Raw genomic sequence first — 16,272 nt, 5'->3', positions numbered from 1 at the left:
TACCATGGGTTATCCGGACCTGACCGGGGCCCCGGATCCTCATGAGGAGCGCTCTTGCCAGACGAGGTCCAGCCACTCTCCGCCGCGCAGCCCGACCCGCAGCCCGCGGCGGCCGCAGCCACGCCCCCGCCGGCCCCGCCGGTCAAGCCCGCTCCGGCGAAGCCGGCCGGGTCCTCCAACCGGGTGCGCGCCCGGCTGGCACGCCTCGGCGTGCAGCGTTCCAACCCGTACAACCCGGTACTGGAGCCGCTGCTGCGCATAGTCCGCGGCAACGACCCGAAGATCCCCACGGAGACGCTGCGCCAGATCGAGCAGGCCTACCAGGTCGCCGAGCGCTGGCACCGCGGCCAGAAGCGCAAGAGCGGCGACCCGTACATCACCCACCCGCTCGCGGTGACCACCATCCTCGCCGAGCTCGGCATGGACCCCGCCACCCTGATGGCGGGCCTGCTGCACGACACCGTCGAGGACACCGAGTACGGCCTCGACCAGTTGCGCCGTGACTTCGGCGACGCCGTGGCCCTGCTCGTCGACGGCGTCACCAAGCTCGACCGGGTCAAGTTCGGCGAGGCCGCGCAGGCCGAGACCGTCCGCAAGATGGTCGTGGCCATGGCCAAGGACCCCCGCGTCCTGGTCATCAAGCTCGCCGACCGCCTGCACAACATGCGCACCATGCGCTACCTCAAGCGGGAGAAGCAGGAGAAGAAGGCCCGCGAGACGCTGGAGATCTACGCGCCGTTGGCCCACCGCCTCGGCATGAACACCATCAAGTGGGAGCTGGAGGACCTCGCCTTCGCGATCCTCTACCCCAAGATGTACGACGAGATCGTCCGCCTCGTCGCCGAGCGCGCCCCCAAGCGCGACGAGTACCTGGCCGTCGTCACCGACGAGGTGCAGGCCGACCTCAGAGCCGCCCGGATCAAGGCCACGGTCACCGGCCGCCCCAAGCACTACTACAGCGTCTACCAGAAGATGATCGTCCGCGGCCGTGACTTCGCGGAGATCTACGACCTGGTGGGCATCCGCGTCCTCGTGGACACCGTCCGTGACTGCTACGCCGCCCTCGGCACGGTGCACGCGCGCTGGAACCCGGTCCCCGGCCGGTTCAAGGACTACATCGCGATGCCCAAGTTCAACATGTACCAGTCGCTCCACACGACGGTCATCGGACCCAGCGGCAAGCCGGTCGAACTCCAGATCCGCACCTTCGACATGCACCGCCGCGCCGAGTACGGCATCGCCGCGCACTGGAAGTACAAGCAGCAGACCGTCGCCGGCACCTCCAAGGTCCGCACAGACGTCCCGCAGGCCGCCAAGGGCAGCGCCGGCCAGGACACCGTCAACGACATGGCCTGGCTGCGGCAGTTGCTCGACTGGCAGAAGGAGACGGAGGACCCGGGCGAGTTCCTGGACTCGCTGCGCTTCGACCTCTCCCGCAACGAGGTCTTCGTCTTCACCCCCAAGGGCGACGTCATCGCGCTGCCCGCCGGGGCGACCTCCGTGGACTTCGCGTACGCCGTCCACACCGAGGTCGGTCACCGCACCATAGGCGCACGGGTCAACGGGCGGCTGGTGCCGCTCGAATCGACCCTCGACAACGGCGACCTGGTCGAGGTCTTCACGTCCAAGGCCGAGGGCGCGGGCCCGTCCCGCGACTGGCTGGGCTTCGTGAAGTCGCCCCGGGCCCGCAACAAGATCCGCGCCTGGTTCTCCAAGGAGCGGCGCGACGAGGCCATCGAACACGGCAAGGACGCCATCGCGCGGGCCATGCGCAAGCAGAACCTGCCGATCCAGCGGATCCTGACGGGCGACTCCCTCGTCACCCTCGCCCACGAGATGCGCTACCCCGACATCTCCTCCCTCTACGCGGCGATCGGCGAGGGCCATGTGGCCGCGCAGGGCGTCGTGCAGAAGCTGGTGCAGGCCCTCGGCGGCGAGGAGGCCGCGGGCGAGGACATCGAGGAGAGCATTCCGCCGGCGCGCGGGCGGAGCAAGCGGCGCGGCAGCGCCGACCCGGGCGTGGTGGTCAAGGGCGTCGACGACGTGTGGGTGAAGCTGGCCCGTTGCTGCACGCCGGTGCCCGGCGACCCGATCATCGGCTTCGTCACCCGCGGCAGTGGCGTATCGGTTCACCGCGCCGACTGCGTCAACGTGGACTCCCTCTCCCAGCAGCCGGAGCGGATGCTGGAGGTGGAGTGGGCGCCGACCCAGTCCTCCGTCTTCCTGGTGGCCATCCAGGTCGAGGCGTTGGACCGCTCCCGGCTGCTGTCGGACGTCACGCGGGTCCTGTCGGACCAGCACGTCAACATCCTCTCCGCCGCCGTGCAGACCTCGCGGGACCGGGTCGCGACCTCCCGGTTCACCTTCGAGATGGGCGACCCGAAGCACCTGGGCCACGTCCTGAAGGCCGTACGGGGCGTCGAGGGCGTCTACGACGTCTATCGCGTGACCTCGGCCCGCAGGCCGTAGGGCGCCGCGACACGACGAAGGGCGCCACCCCTCGGGGGTGGCGCCCTTCGTCATGAGGACAGGTGGCGTCCGGGGCGGATCGGTGAGCGGATCAGGGACAACCCCACCAGACGAAGTTGAGGTTGCCGCCGAAGAGCGCCGAGACGACCGTCGCCGAGCCGATGATCCACACGACGGTGCTCCTGCGGGCCCGCGCCAGCGCCAGCGCGAAGGGGAACAGCAGCGGGAACGCGGGCATGATGAAGCGCATCTTCGAGAAGTAGAAGCCCGCGCCGCCCAGCGCCATCAGCATGATCATCGCGGCGAAGATCCACACGACCATCGGGGGTCGGCGCTTGCGCGTCATCAGGACGAACAGCACCACGGCCGTGACCACCGTCAGCGAGACCACCACGTGGTTGAGGGTGGTGTGGACCTCGGTGAACGTCTTCTTCAGCTCGTTGAGGGTGTCGAAGCCGCCGTCGTAGACCGAACCCCACCGGCGCTGGAGCTCGAAGTAGCCGTCCCAGCGCCCGAAGTGCCAGCCGACGTAGCCGACGTACCCGAACCACCCCAGCGGGGCGATCAACGAGGCGGCGACGATCCGCCCCACCGGAGGCCGCTGCGCGCGCCGGCCCCGCCGCCACTGGACGAACTCCCAGACACCCGCCAGCACCACGGCCGCCACGATGGCCGAACCGGACGGCCGGGTCGCACCCGCGAAGAACGCCAGCACACCCGCCGTCAGCCACGACTTCGTCATCACCGCGTACATCGCCCACACCGACAGGGCCAGGAACAGCGGCTCGGTGTACGCCATCGACTGGACCAGCGCGGCCGGCACGATCGCGAACAGGGCGCAGGTGAACAGCGCGACGCGACGACCGTAGATCTTGTCGGTGACCGCGAAGATGCCCCACGCCGCGACGACCGACGCCAGCAGGGCCAGCCCCATCGCCACCCAGTTCATGGGGAGCCCGGTGGCGTACGAGGTCCAGCGCGTCAGCATCGGGTAGACGGGGAAGAACGCCATCTGGCAGCTCGGCCCCGCGAAGGCACACGGCGACGGGGTCGCCAGCGGGGTCGTCAGACCGTTCTCGGCGATGTGCAGGTAGTAGATCGCGTCCCAGCGCCCACCGAGGATCTCCAGCGGCCGCACGTCCTTGCGCTCCGCCCAGATCGCCATGACGGCGAGACCGGTGGCACGCAGGGCGATGTGGATCAGCAGTGCCTTCCGGGCGCGCACCAGGCTGTCGCGTACGCGCCGTCCGACACCTCGAAGCCCGGAGTCCTTCGCGCCGGTGAGCGGCTCGGCGACGAGGAGTGAGTCGGGGACATCAGCGCGTATCTGGGTATGCGTCACATTCGATCCTGGTCGTCGCCCGGCAGAAGGCCGCCACCTGCGGCACCGTACAACGGTACACAGGTGTCCGGTGCCGCAGGCGCGCACCCTGTGTTGAGACCACGTAACAAATGGGGTGCGCGTCACAGTGCGCGTCACCGTGCGCGTCAAAGACGCGTACGGGCACCACCCGACGGATCCGGTGGTGCCCGTACATCAGAGCGAGGCTCGCCGGCGTGGCGTCAGCCGCCGAACTCCTCCAGGCCCTTCAGCGCCTGGTCCAGCAGCGCCTGCCGGCCCTCCAGCTCCCGGGCCAGCTTGTCCGCCTTCGCGTTGTTGCCCGCGGCGCGCGCGGCGTCGATCTGCTCACGCAGCTTGTCGACGGCCGCCTGCAGCTGCCCCGTCAGACCGGCCGCGCGGGCCCGCGCCTCCGGGTTCGTACGCCGCCACTCGCCCTCCTCGGCCTCCTGGATGGCCCGCTCCACGGCGTGCATCCGGCCCTCGACCTTGGGACGCGCGTCCCGCGGCACGTGACCGATGGCCTCCCAGCGCTCGTTGAGGGAACGGAACGCGGCGCGGGCCGCCTTCAGGTCCGTCACCGGGACGAGCTTCTCCGCCTCGACGGCCAGCTCCTCCTTCAGCTTCAGGTTCTCGACCTGCTCGGCGTCGCGCTCGGCGAAGACCTCGCTGCGAGCCGCGAAGAAGACGTCCTGCGCCCCGCGGAAACGGTTCCACAGGTCGTCCTCGGCCTCGCGCTGCGCCCGGCCGGCCGCCTTCCAGCTGTCCATCAGCTCGCGGTAGCGCGCCGCCGTCGGACCCCAGTCCGTCGACTTCGACAGCGACTCGGCCTCCGCGACCAGCTTCTCCTTCGCCTTGCGGGCGTCCTCGCGCTGGGCGTCCAGCGCGGCGAAGTGCGCCTTGCGACGCTTGGAGAAGGCGGAACGGGCGTGCGAGAAGCGGTGCCACAGCTCGTCGTCCGACTTGCGGTCGAGCCGGGGCAGACCCTTCCAGATGTCCACCAGGGCCCGCAGCCGCTCGCCGGCGCTGCGCCACTGGTCGCTCTGCGCCAGCTGCTCGGCCTCGGTGACCAGGGCGTCCTTGGCGCTCCGCGCCTCGTCCGCCTGCTTGGCCTTCTGGGCCTTGCGCTCCTCGCGCCGCGACTCCACGGTCGCCACCAGCTTGTCGAGCCGGACGCGCAGCGCCTCCAGGTCGCCCACGGCGTGGTGCTCGTCCACCTGCGTGCGCAGGTGCTCGATGGCCGTCTGGGCGTCCTTGGCGGACAGGTCGGTGGTCCGCACCCGTCGTTCGAGGAGGCCGATCTCGACCACCAGGCCCTCGTACTTGCGCTCGAAGTAGGCCAAGGCCTCCTCAGGGGTGCCCGCCTGCCACGAGCCGACGACCTGCTCGCCCTCGGAAGTACGCACGTACACGGTGCCGGTCTCGTCGACTCGGCCCCACGGGTCGCTGCTCACAGCGCCTCCTCCACCTGATGCCCGTGAGGGGTTCACCCCCCGGGCATCGTCCACAGTTTCCTGGGGCGGGCACCGCCCGCCCTGCACAACGCCAACATAGGCGACCGTCGGGCCGGCTGTCCGCATCCAGCACGACGCAATATCGACGTACGGGCGAGCGGCCGGCCGGCCCCGGCGGCGCCGGATCGTGTCTAGTTCTTGGTGACGCTGCCCTTCTCGATGGTCACGGGGGTCTTCGGGGCGCCGTCCTGCGCGCCGTCGGCCGTGCCCGCCTTGGCGATGTCCTGGACGACCTTCAGGCCGGCCGCGTCGATCTTGCCGAACGGGGTGTAGGTGGGGGCCAGCGGGCTGTCCTCGTAGACGAGGAAGAACTGGCTGCCGCCCGTCCCCGGCCGGCCGGTATTGGCCATCGCCACCGTGCCCGCCGGGTAGACCACCTGACCCTGCTCGTTCGGCTTGCCGAGGGAGTCCAGGTTCTCGTCCGGGATGTTGTAGCCCGGACCACCCCGGCCGGTGCCCTCCGGGTCACCGCACTGGAGCACCTTGATCCCGCCGGTCACCAGGCGGTGGCACTTGGTGTTGTCGAAGAAGCCCTTGTCGGCGAGCGCCTTGAACGAGTTCACCGTCTGCGGGGTCTTCGCCGCGTCCATCTCGAAGCGGACGTCGCCCGCGCTCGTCTTCAGGGCGAACGTGTACTTCGCCTTGTCGTCGATCGCCATCGCCGGGGACGGCGACTGCTTCGGGGTCGGCGCGGAGGCGGACGGCGAGGGCTCCGCCGCCGAGTCCTTCGTGTCCTTCGAGTCGAAGACACCGCCCACGACGAGGCCGACCAGCGTGGCCACCACCACGGCCCCGGCCGCGCCGGCGATTGCCCAGCGCTGCCGCGCCTTGCGGCGGGCCTCCGCCCGGCGCTTCTGCTGACGCTCGAACTTCTCCCTGGCGAGCTGTCGCCGCCGCTGATCGCTCGTGACCACCGGGTCGTCTCCTTGTACGTCTCTGGTACCGCTGTCCGGGCTCGGTTAGGCCGTACCGTATATGGGTTCGCTGTGAGATGAGGGGCGCCGGTAGGCTCTGAGCAGCAGATTCCCATCCGCTGTAGCCCGCCGGACGACGATTGAGGGACGAACGTGCTGATTGCCGGGTTCCCCGCCGGGGCCTGGGGGACCAATTGCTATCTGGTCGCCCCCGCCGCCGGTGAGGAGTGCGTGATCATCGACCCGGGCCACCAGGCCACCCAGGGTGTCGAGGAGACGCTGAAGAAGCATCGGCTCAAGCCCGTCGCGGTCGTCCTGACCCACGGACACATCGATCACGTGGCCTCCGTGGTCCCGGTGTGCGGAGCACACGACGTACCGGCCTGGATCCACCCCGAGGACCGCTACATGATGAGCGACCCGGAGAAGGCCCTGGGCCGCTCCATCGGGCAGCCGCTCATGGGGGAACTGACCGTCGGCGAGCCGGACGACGTCCGCGAGCTGACCGACGGCAGCACCCTGAAGCTGGCCGGGATGGAGTTCACGGTGGCGCACGCGCCCGGTCATACCAAGGGGTCGGTGACCTTCCGGATGCCCGAGCTGGCCGACATCCCGTCGGTCTTCTTCTCGGGCGACCTGCTCTTCGCCGGCTCCATCGGACGCACCGACCTGCCCGGCGGCTCCCACGCCGAGATGCTCCAGTCGCTGGCCCGCGTGTGCCTGCCCCTGGACGACTCGACGGTGGTGCTGTCCGGCCACGGTTCCCAGACCACCATCGGCCGCGAGCGCGCGACCAACCCGTACCTGCGGGAAGTTGCCGCCGGCCTGGGGAACGGCACCGCCGCCCCACGACGAGGAATGTGACGAGAGTTTCGTGAGCACCTTCAAGGCCCCCAAGGGCACGTACGACCTGATCCCGCCGGTCTCCGTGAAGTACCTGGCGGTACGCGAGGCCATCTCCGCTCCGCTGCGCAACTCCGGCTACGGCTACATCGAGACCCCCGGCTTCGAGGACGTCGGCCTCTTCGCGCGCGGCGTCGGCGAGTCCACGGACATCGTCTCCAAGGAGATGTACGCCTTCGAGACGAAGGGCGGCGACCAGCTCGCCCTGCGCCCCGAGGGCACCGCCTCCGTCCTGCGCGCGGCCCTGGAGGCCAGCCTCCACAAGCAGGGCAACCTGCCCGTCAAGCTCTGGTACTCCGGCTCCTACTACCGCTACGAGCGCCCCCAGAAGGGCCGCTACCGCCACTTCTCGCAGGTCGGCGCCGAGGCGATCGGAGCCGAGGACCCGGCGCTGGACGCCGAGCTGATCATCCTGGCCGACCAGGCCTACCGCTCCCTGGGCCTGCGGAACTTCCGCATCCTGCTGAACTCGCTCGGCGACAAGGAGTGCCGCCCGGTGTACCGGGAGGCCCTCCAGAACTTCCTGCGCGGCCTCGACCTCGACGCCGAGACCATCCGCCGGGCCGAGATCAACCCGCTGCGCGTCCTCGACGACAAGCGGGTCGACGTACAGAAGCAGCTGGTCGGCGCCCCGATGCTGCGCGACTACCTGTGCGACGCGTGCAAGGCGTACCACGAGGAGGTCCGGGCGCTGATCACGGCCGCCGGGGTCGCCTTCGAGGACGACGAGAAGCTCGTGCGCGGCCTCGACTACTACACCCGCACGACCTTCGAGTTCGTCCACGACGGCCTGGGCTCGCAGTCCGCCGTCGGCGGCGGCGGCCGCTACGACGGCCTGTCCGAGATGATCGGCGGCCCGGCGCTGCCCTCCGTCGGCTGGGCGCTCGGCGTGGACCGCACCGTCCTGGCCCTGGAGGCCGAGGGCGTCGAGCTGGACATCCCCGCCGCCACCTCCGTCTTCGCGGTGGCGCTGGGCGACGAGGCCCGCCGGGTGCTGTTCGGCAAGGTGACCGAGCTGCGCCGGGCCGGGATCGCGGCGGACTTCTCGTACGGCGGCAAGGGCCTCAAGGGCGCCATGAAGGACGCGAACCGCTCCGGCGCGCGGTTCGCCGTCGTGGCCGGCGAGCGCGACCTCGCCGAGGGCGTCGTCCAGCTGAAGGACATGGAGGCCGGCGAGCAGACCCCGGTCGCCCTGGCCGACCTCGTCGAGGTGGTCAAGACCCGTCTGGCCTGATCGGGCGGGCGGAAGCGGGGCGGGGGAGAGGCTCCCCCGCCCCGCTTCCTTTATCTCCACCGAACGGTGGGCGGGCGGGCAGGTACGGCACAATGGCGCCGGTGCTGGATGACCTTGCGGATGTGGAGCGGGCGGGTATGACGACAACGGGTGCCGGGGCGGATACCGCGCCGCGGACGTACGGCGGCAGCCGGGCACTGGCCCTGCTGCTCGTGATCAGCGGAGCGGCAGGGCTCCTGGCCGCCTGGGTGATCACCATCGACAAGTTCAAGCTGCTGGAGGACCCGAACTTCACGCCGGGGTGCAGCCTGAACCCGATCGTCTCCTGCGGCAACATCATGAAGAGCGAGCAGGCGGCGGCCTTCGGCTTCCCGAACCCAATGCTGGGGCTCGTCACCTACGGGATCGTGATCTGCGTCGGCATGAGCCTGCTCGCCGGGGCCCGGTTCGGCCGCTGGTACTGGCTCACCCTCAACGCGGGCACCCTGTTCGGCGTCGGTTTCTGCGCCTGGCTGATGTACCAGTCGCTGTACACCATCAACTCCCTGTGCCTGTGGTGCTGCCTGGCCTGGGTCGCCACGATCGTCATGTTCTGGTACGTCACCTCGCACAACGTGCGCCAGGGCCTGCTGCCCGCCCCCGGTTGGCTGCGCGGCTTCCTCGACGAGTTCACCTGGGTCCTGCCCGTGCTGCACGTCGGGATCATCGGCATGCTGATCCTGACGCGCTGGTGGGACTTCTGGACCTCCTGATCGGGACCCCTCCCGATCGGCGGACCGGCGGCGCTGTCGGTGGCCTCGCATAGGCTTTCGGTGTGGAACCAGACCTCTTCACCGCCGCCGCCGAGGACCGTCAGGAGAAGGACCCCTCGGCCTCCCCCCTCGCCGTCCGGATGCGCCCGCGCACGCTGGACGAGGTGGTCGGCCAGCAGCACCTGCTGAAGCCCGGCTCACCGCTGCGGCGGCTGGTGGGGGAGAGCGCCGGAGGGCCGGCCGGGGCCTCGTCGGTGATCCTCTGGGGCCCGCCCGGCATCGGGAAGACCACCCTCGCCTATGTGGTCAGCCAGGCCACGCGGAAGCGGTTCGTCGAACTGTCGGCGATCACGGCCGGGGTCAAGGAGGTCCGGGCGGTCATCGAGGGCGCCAAGCGCGCCGCCGGCGGGTACGGCAAGGAGACCGTCCTCTTCCTCGACGAGATCCACCGCTTCAGCAAGGCGCAGCAGGACTCGCTGCTGCCCGCCGTGGAGAACCGCTGGGTCACCCTGATCGCGGCGACCACGGAGAACCCGTACTTCTCGATCATCTCCCCGCTGCTGTCGCGCTCGCTGCTGCTCACGCTGGAACCGCTGACCGACGAGGACCTGAGCGCCCTGATGCGCCGGGCCCTGACCGAGGAGCGGGGCCTGGGCGGGGCGGTGTCCCTGCCTGCCGACGCCGAGGCGCACCTGCTGCGCATCGCCGGCGGCGACGCGCGCCGGGCGCTGACGGCCCTGGAGGCCGGCGCCGGTTCGGCCCTCGCCAAGGGGGAGGCGGAGATCACCCTCCAGACCCTGGAGGAGGCCGTCGACCGGGCGGCGGTGAAGTACGACCGGGACGGCGACCAGCACTACGACGTGGCGAGCGCCCTCATCAAGTCGATCCGCGGCTCCGACGTGGACGCCGCGCTGCACTACCTGGCCCGGATGATCGAGGCGGGGGAGGACCCCCGGTTCATCGCGCGGCGGCTGATGATCTCGGCCAGCGAGGACATCGGCCTGGCCGATCCGACGGCGCTGCCGCTCGCGGTGGCGGCGGCCCAGGCGGTGGCGATGATCGGCTTCCCCGAGGCCGCCCTCACCCTGTCGCACGTCACGATCGCCCTCGCGCTGGCCCCCAAGTCGAACACCGCGACGACCGCGATCGGCGCGGCCCTGGCCGACGTACGGGCCGGGCTCGCCGGCGCCGTACCGGCGCACCTGCGCGACGGGCACTACAAGGGCGCGGCCAAGCTGGGCCACGCCGTCGGCTACGTCTACCCGCACGACGTGCCCGGCGCGATCGCGGCGCAGCAGTACGCCCCCGACGAGCTGCACGGCAAGCGGTACTACGAGCCCACCCGCTACGGCGCGGAGGCGCGGTACGCGGACGTGGTGGACAAGGTCCGCGAACGGCTGCGCGGCGGCGGCTCCTGATCTCAGTGGGAGGCCGCCGCGAAGAGGCTCCGCATCGCCCGGCGCAGTCCGCAGATGTCCGCCACCGGCTCCGGGAAGTCGAAGCGGGCGTCGAAGGAGGCGCGGCCGGGTCCGGCGGTGAAGCGTACGCGCAGGCCCAGGCGGTCCAGGGCGAGCGGGACGGCGGTCATGCCGGCGGTGTCGCGGGCGCCCAGCAGCGCGCACAGGTCGGCGATCCGCTCGGCGTGCGCGGTGTGCAGGTGCTGGAGCAGCTCCGCCTCGTGGGCCGAGACCGGGTCGGGCGCGGCGCTCGCCAGCTCCTCCGGGTCCACGTGCTCGGCGCCCCAGAGGTCGTCCACGGAGATCTCGCCGACCTCCAGGCGCAGCATCGTCCAGGCGGGGCGGCCGGTGGCGGGGGCGTCGAGCGATTCCGACATCCCGAGCAGCTCGCCCACGGGCCGGCGCTCGGCGAGCAGGGCGGCGCAGGCGGCCCGGTCGTCGCCGCGTACCGGCGTCAGCCACCCGGCGAGCCAGGCGCGGCCCCGTATACGATGGGGCACGGACACCGGCGCCACATCCGTGATCTCGATCACGGCGGTGAGGTCGTCGTCCTGGGCGTGAGCGGCTGCCCTGGCAGCCGCGGATTCCCCTGAGACAAGGAGAATCACGTCCCCGTCCGGGGTGACGGTCCGCGCGGCCGGCATCCCTGTCCCGTACTCCGCCTGGTCAAGAGACCGCAGCTGGTCGAAAGCACCCGGCACGGTGAGGGATACTGAGGCGTTGGACTCTACGAGGGTTCGTACGCGTTCGGCTCCGGTGAGCTGCCGAACGCCTTCCCTGGGACGCGGCTGACCTTGCTTATCGTCGTCGAAAGCGGATTCCGTTTCGTTGGAATCCGAACTTCGACGCGCACTGGGCAGGGGGATCCCATGTGGTCGAGACATTACGTCCTCCTCGCTAAGGTAAGCCTCACCTAACTTACATGGAGGTAGGTTCCCCGTGAACCAGAAGCGACCCAAGGTCAAGAAGTCGCGTGCCCTCGGCATCGCCCTGACGCCGAAGGCTGTCAAGTACTTCGAGGCCCGCCCCTACCCGCCGGGCGAGCACGGCCGTGGCCGCAAGCAGAACTCGGACTACAAGGTCCGTCTGCTCGAGAAGCAGCGTCTGCGCGCCCAGTACGACATCTCCGAGCGTCAGATGGCTCGCGCCTACGACCGTGCGAAGAAGGCCGAAGGCAAGACGGGCGAGGCGCTGGTCGTCGAGCTCGAGCGTCGCCTCGACGCCCTGGTCCTGCGTTCGGGCATCGCCCGCACCATCTACCAGGCCCGCCAGATGGTCGTTCACGGCCACATCGAGGTCAACGGCTCCAAGGTCGACAAGCCGTCGTTCCGTGTCCGCCCGGACGACGTCATCACCGTCCGCGAGCGCAGCCGCGAGAAGGTTCCGTTCCAGGTTGCCCGTGAGGGTGGCTACGCAGGCGAGGGCGAGACCCCGCGCTACCTGCAGGTCAACCTGAAGGCCCTGGCCTTCCGCCTGGACCGCGACCCGAACCGCAAGGAAATCCCGGTCATCTGCGACGAGCAGCTCGTCGTCGAGTACTACGCCCGCTGATCCAGCGGCCGTAGCCCTCACAGGCTGGTGTCGGCCCGCCGTCCCCTCAGGGGGGCGGCGGGCTTTCCCGTACCCGGCCCCGACCTCCGAATTCCGGTACTGCGGCGGATCTCCGGCGCGATAGGGTCGGAGGAGACTTTTTCTCGTCGGGTTTCCCAGTTCAGGAAGCGGTGCAAAGTGTCCGGTGGAGAGGTGGCCGGGATCCTCGTGGCCGTCTTCTGGGCCATCCTGGTCTCCTTCCTCGCCCTCGCGTTGGCGAGGCTCGCCCAGGTGCTCAAGGCGACCACCAAACTCGTGGCCGACGTGACCGAGCAGGCCGTCCCGCTGCTCGCCGACGCGTCCACCACCGTCCGCTCCGCGCGCACCCAACTCGACCGGGTCGACGCCATCGCGAGCGACGTCCAGGAAGTCACCTCCAACGCCTCCGCCCTTTCCTCGACCGTGGCCTCCACCTTCGGCGGCCCGCTGGTCAAGGTCGCGGCCTTCGGCTACGGCGTCCGCAAGGCGCTGGGCCGGACGGAGGGGGCGCCCGCGAAGACACCCCGACGCACCGTGATCGTCGGCCGTACCGTGCCGGCGCCCGGTCGCCGGAAGCAGAAGGGCTGAGACCTCCGATGTTCCGCCGAGCCTTCTGGTTCACCGCAGGCGCCGCCGCCGGCGTGTGGGCCACCACCAAGGTCAACCGGCAGCTGAAGAAGCTGACGCCGGAGAGCCTCGCCGCCCAGGCCGCCGACAAGGCCGTGGAAGCGGGCCACCGCCTCAAGGACTTCGCCCTCGACGTCAAGGCGGGAATGACACAGCGCGAGGACGAGCTGAACGACGCACTGGGGCTCCACCAGGACCCCGACCGGCCCGACAACGTCACCGCCCTCCCGGGGCCGCGGCGGCTGCGGGCCATCCAGAACGACAAGACCACCCCGAAGTTTTCGTACAACCGGAATGAGGACCACTGATGGAGTCGGCTGAAATCCGCCGCCGCTGGCTGAGCTTCTTCGAGGAGCGCGGTCACACCGTTGTCCCTTCGGCGTCGCTCATCGCGGACGACCCGACTCTGCTGCTGGTCAACGCGGGCATGGTGCCCTTCAAGCCGTACTTCCTCGGCGAGACCAAGCCCCCGGCCCCCCGCGCCACCAGCGTGCAGAAGTGCGTCCGTACGCCGGACATCGAAGAGGTCGGCAAGACCACCCGCCACGGCACGTTCTTCCAGATGTGCGGCAACTTCTCCTTCGGGGACTACTTCAAGGAAGGCGCCATCCGGTACGCCTGGGAGCTGCTGACCAGCTCCGTGGCGGACGGCGGCTACGGCCTGGAGCCCGAGAAGCTCTGGATCACCGTCTACCTCGACGACGACGAGGCCGAGCAGATCTGGCGCGAGAAGATCGGTGTGCCCGCCGAGCGCATCCAGCGTCTGGGCAAGAAGGACAACTTCTGGTCCATGGGCGTCCCGGGTCCCTGCGGCCCCTGCTCGGAGATCAACTACGACCGCGGCCCCGAGTTCGGCGTCGAGGGCGGCCCGGCCGTCAACGACGAGCGCTACGTGGAGATCTGGAACCTGGTCTTCATGCAGTACGAGCGCGGCGCCGGCGACGGGAAGGAAGACTTCCCGATCCTCGGCGACCTGCCGTCGAAGAACATCGACACCGGCCTCGGCCTCGAACGCCTCGCGATGATCCTGCAGGGCGTGCGGAACATGTACGAGACCGACACGCTGCGCGTGGTCATGGACAAGGCCACCGAGCTGACCGGTGTCCGCTACGGCGCCGCCCAGAACACCGACGTCTCGATGCGCGTGGTCGCCGACCACATCCGCACCTCCGTGATGCTCATCGGCGACGGCGTGACCCCCGGCAACGAGGGCCGCGGCTACGTGCTGCGCCGCATCATGCGCCGCGCCATCCGCAACATGCGCCTCATGGGCGCCACCGGCCCCGTGGTCAAGGACCTCATCGACGTCGTCATCGACACGATGGGGCAGCAGTACCCGGAGCTGATCACCGACCGCAAGCGCATCGAGACCGTCGCGCTCGCCGAAGAGGCCGCCTTCCTCAAGGCCATCAAGGGCGGCACGAACATCCTCGACACCGCCGTGACCGAGACCAAGGCCTCCGGCGGCACGGTCCTCTCCGGCGACAAGGCGTTCCTGCTCCACGACACCTGGGGCTTCCCGATCGACCTCACCCTGGAGATGGCCGCCGAACAGGGCCTCTCCGTGGACGAGCCGGGCTTCCGCCGCCTCATGCAGGAGCAGCGCGACCGCGCCAAGGCCGACGCCAAGGCCAAGAAGACCGGCCACGCGGACATGTCCGCCTACCGGGAGATCGCCGACGGCTCCGGCGCCACCGAGTTCACCGGCTACGCCACCAACCAGGGCGAGGCCACCATCGTCGGCCTGCTGGTCAACGGCGTCTCCTCGCCGGCCGCCTCCGAGGGCGACGAGGTCGAGGTCGTCCTCGACCGCACCCCGTTCTACGCCGAGGGCGGCGGCCAGCTCGCCGACCAGGGCCGGATCAAGCTCGACTCGGGCGCCGTCATCGTCGTCCGCGACGTGCAGCAGCCGGTCCCGGGCGTCTCCGTCCACAAGGGCTCCGTCCAGGTCGGCGAGGTGACGGTGGGCGCCTCCGCGTACGCCGCCATCGACGTCAACCGTCGCCGGGCCATCGCCCGCGCCCACTCGGCCACCCACCTGACGCACCAGGCGCTGCGCGACGCCCTCGGCCCGACGGCCGCCCAGGCCGGCTCCGAGAACTCGCCCGGCCGCTTCCGCTTCGACTTCGGCTCCCCGAACGCCGTCCCCGGCACGGTGCTCACCGACGTCGAACAGAAGATCAACGACGTGCTCTCGCGCGAGCTCGACGTCACCGCCGAGATCATGAGCATCGACGAGGCGAAGAAGCAGGGCGCCATCGCCGAGTTCGGCGAGAAGTACGGCGAGCGCGTGCGCGTCGTCACCATCGGCGACTTCTCCAAGGAGCTGTGCGGCGGCACGCACGTCGGCAACACCGCCCAGCTGGGTCTGGTGAAGCTGCTCGGCGAGTCCTCCATCGGCTCCGGCGTCCGCCGCGTCGAGGCGCTGGTGGGCGTGGACGCGTACAACTTCCTCGCCAAGGAGCACACGGTCGTCGCCCAGCTCCAGGAGCTGGTCAAGGGCCGTCCGGAGGAGCTGCCGGAGAAGATCGCCTCCATGCTCGGCAAGCTGAAGGACGCCGAGAAGGAGATCGAGAAGTTCCGCGCGGAGAAGGTCCTCCAGGCCGCCGCCGGACTCGCCGAGAACGCCCAGGACATCCGCGGCGTGGCCTTCGTGGTCGGTCAGGTGCCGGACGGCACCGGCGCCGACGACCTGCGCAAGCTGGTCCTCGACGTGCGCGGGCGGCTCGGTCACATGTCGGGGCAGGGGGACCGTCCCGCCGTCGTCGCGCTGTTCGCCGTGGCGAACGATCGCCCGCTGACCGTGATCGCCACCAACGAGGCGGCCCGCGAGCGCGGCCTCAAGGCCGGCGACCTGGTCCGTACCGCCGCCAAGACCCTCGGCGGCGGCGGTGGCGGCAAGCCGGACGTGGCCCAGGGCGGCGGCCAGAACCCGGGAGCCATCCCGGAGGCCATCAGCGCCGTCGAGCGCCTCGTAGTGGAGACGGTCTGACGATGACGTTGCGCCGCGGCCGCCGACTGGCCATCGACGTGGGCGACGCCCGGATCGGGGTCGCGTCCTGCGACCCCGACGGGGTGCTGGCCACACCCGTCGAAACCGTGCCGGGCCGGGACATCCCCTTCGCCCACAGGCGGCTGCGGCAGCTCGTCGAGGAGTACGAGCCCCTCGAAGTCGTGGTCGGCCTCCCCCGCTCGCTCAGCGGGCGGGAGGGGCCCGCCGCGGCCAAGGTGCGTGCCTTCGCGAACGAACTGGCCAAGGGAATCAAGCCGGTGACGGTCCGGCTGGTGGACGAGCGGATGACCACGGTCACCGCCGCCCAGGGCCTGCGGGCCTCGGGGAGGAACGCGAAGAAGGGCCGTTCGGTCATCGACCAGGCGGCCGCTGTGGTCATCCTGCAGAACGCTCTGGAGACCGAACGGGTATCAGGTAATCCGCCCGGTGAGTGCGTCGAAGTGGTTGTCTGATCGCGATACGGTAACGTTCCGCGCGATGA

General features: G+C 70.3%; 14 protein-coding genes. 10 read left to right on the top strand and 4 right to left on the bottom strand.

The window, feature by feature from the left end; translation table 11 throughout:
• Window positions 1–54: 54 nt before the first annotated feature.
• Window positions 55–2,469 carry a RelA/SpoT family protein gene (locus tag M4D82_RS06860; protein WP_249765188.1) on the top strand — a complete coding sequence of 805 codons (2,415 nt, stop codon included), beginning with the start codon at window positions 55–57 and terminating at the stop codon, window positions 2,467–2,469.
• A gap of 91 nt (window positions 2,470–2,560) precedes the next feature.
• On the opposite strand, the gene M4D82_RS06855 is transcribed toward M4D82_RS06860, so the two are convergent.
• From M4D82_RS06855 to M4D82_RS06845, 3 genes are all read right to left on the bottom strand, one after another.
• Entirely contained in the window at window positions 2,561–3,811 is a 1,251-nt protein-coding gene (locus M4D82_RS06855) for a glycosyltransferase family protein (RefSeq protein ID WP_249765187.1), read from the bottom strand.
• A 221-nt stretch (window positions 3,812–4,032) separates the two neighbouring features.
• Window positions 4,033–5,262: a DUF349 domain-containing protein gene (locus tag M4D82_RS06850; protein WP_249765186.1), complete on the bottom strand. Its 1,230-nt coding sequence runs from the start codon at window positions 5,260–5,262 to the stop codon at window positions 4,033–4,035.
• 191 nt (window positions 5,263–5,453) lie between these two features.
• Window positions 5,454–6,236, bottom strand: coding sequence for a peptidylprolyl isomerase (locus M4D82_RS06845; RefSeq protein WP_249765185.1), 783 nt, complete (start codon window positions 6,234–6,236; stop codon window positions 5,454–5,456).
• Window positions 6,237–6,389: 153 nt separating this feature from the next.
• On the opposite strand from M4D82_RS06845, the gene M4D82_RS06840 reads away from it, so the two are divergent.
• The 4 genes from M4D82_RS06840 (at window position 6,390) to M4D82_RS06825 (ending at window position 10,543) form a co-directional block, all read left to right on the top strand.
• Complete coding sequence (locus M4D82_RS06840; RefSeq protein ID WP_249765184.1) at window positions 6,390–7,100, top strand: MBL fold metallo-hydrolase; 711 nt, start codon at window positions 6,390–6,392, stop codon at window positions 7,098–7,100.
• 10 nt (window positions 7,101–7,110) lie between these two features.
• The gene (gene hisS / locus M4D82_RS06835) at window positions 7,111–8,373 is read left to right on the top strand and encodes a histidine--tRNA ligase (RefSeq protein WP_249765183.1); all 1,263 of its coding nucleotides are present in this window, start codon (window positions 7,111–7,113) and stop codon (window positions 8,371–8,373) included.
• 137 nt (window positions 8,374–8,510) lie between these two features.
• The gene (locus M4D82_RS06830) at window positions 8,511–9,125 is read left to right on the top strand and encodes a vitamin K epoxide reductase family protein (protein ID WP_249765182.1); all 615 of its coding nucleotides are present in this window, start codon (window positions 8,511–8,513) and stop codon (window positions 9,123–9,125) included.
• 62 nt (window positions 9,126–9,187) lie between these two features.
• Window positions 9,188–10,543 carry a replication-associated recombination protein A gene (locus M4D82_RS06825; RefSeq protein WP_249765181.1) on the top strand — a complete coding sequence of 452 codons (1,356 nt, stop codon included), beginning with the start codon at window positions 9,188–9,190 and terminating at the stop codon, window positions 10,541–10,543.
• Window positions 10,544–10,545: 2 nt separating this feature from the next.
• Here the strand turns inward: M4D82_RS06825 and M4D82_RS06820 are convergent, their stop codons facing one another.
• On the bottom strand, window positions 10,546–11,466 hold the full coding sequence (locus tag M4D82_RS06820) for a DUF2470 domain-containing protein (RefSeq protein WP_349637048.1): 921 nt from the start codon (window positions 11,464–11,466) through the stop codon (window positions 10,546–10,548).
• A 55-nt stretch (window positions 11,467–11,521) separates the two neighbouring features.
• Here M4D82_RS06820 and rpsD point away from each other — a divergent pair, with 55 nt between their 5' ends.
• From rpsD to ruvX, 5 genes are all read left to right on the top strand, one after another.
• Window positions 11,522–12,133 carry a 30S ribosomal protein S4 gene (gene rpsD, locus M4D82_RS06815; protein WP_249765179.1) on the top strand — a complete coding sequence of 204 codons (612 nt, stop codon included), beginning with the start codon at window positions 11,522–11,524 and terminating at the stop codon, window positions 12,131–12,133.
• 177 nt (window positions 12,134–12,310) lie between these two features.
• Complete coding sequence (locus M4D82_RS06810; RefSeq protein WP_249765178.1) at window positions 12,311–12,739, top strand: DUF948 domain-containing protein; 429 nt, start codon at window positions 12,311–12,313, stop codon at window positions 12,737–12,739.
• A gap of 8 nt (window positions 12,740–12,747) precedes the next feature.
• Window positions 12,748–13,086, top strand: a complete 339-nt coding sequence (locus tag M4D82_RS06805; RefSeq protein WP_249765177.1) for a DUF6167 family protein — start codon at window positions 12,748–12,750, stop codon at window positions 13,084–13,086.
• The gene (gene alaS, locus M4D82_RS06800; RefSeq protein ID WP_249765176.1) at window positions 13,086–15,770 is read left to right on the top strand and encodes an alanine--tRNA ligase; all 2,685 of its coding nucleotides are present in this window, start codon (window positions 13,086–13,088) and stop codon (window positions 15,768–15,770) included. The genes M4D82_RS06805 and alaS overlap by 1 nt, the downstream gene beginning before the upstream one ends.
• Window positions 15,771–15,772: 2 nt before the next feature.
• Window positions 15,773–16,243, top strand: a complete 471-nt coding sequence (gene ruvX / locus M4D82_RS06795) for a Holliday junction resolvase RuvX (RefSeq protein ID WP_030028999.1) — start codon at window positions 15,773–15,775, stop codon at window positions 16,241–16,243.
• The last annotated feature ends 29 nt before the right edge of the window (window positions 16,244–16,272 follow it).

This window comes from Streptomyces sp. RerS4, assembly GCF_023515955.1.
In the GTDB taxonomy this organism is placed as follows: domain Bacteria; phylum Actinomycetota; class Actinomycetes; order Streptomycetales; family Streptomycetaceae; genus Streptomyces.
Note: the sequence above shows the minus strand (reverse complement) of the source record. Positions and strands in the feature narration are given on the sequence as shown.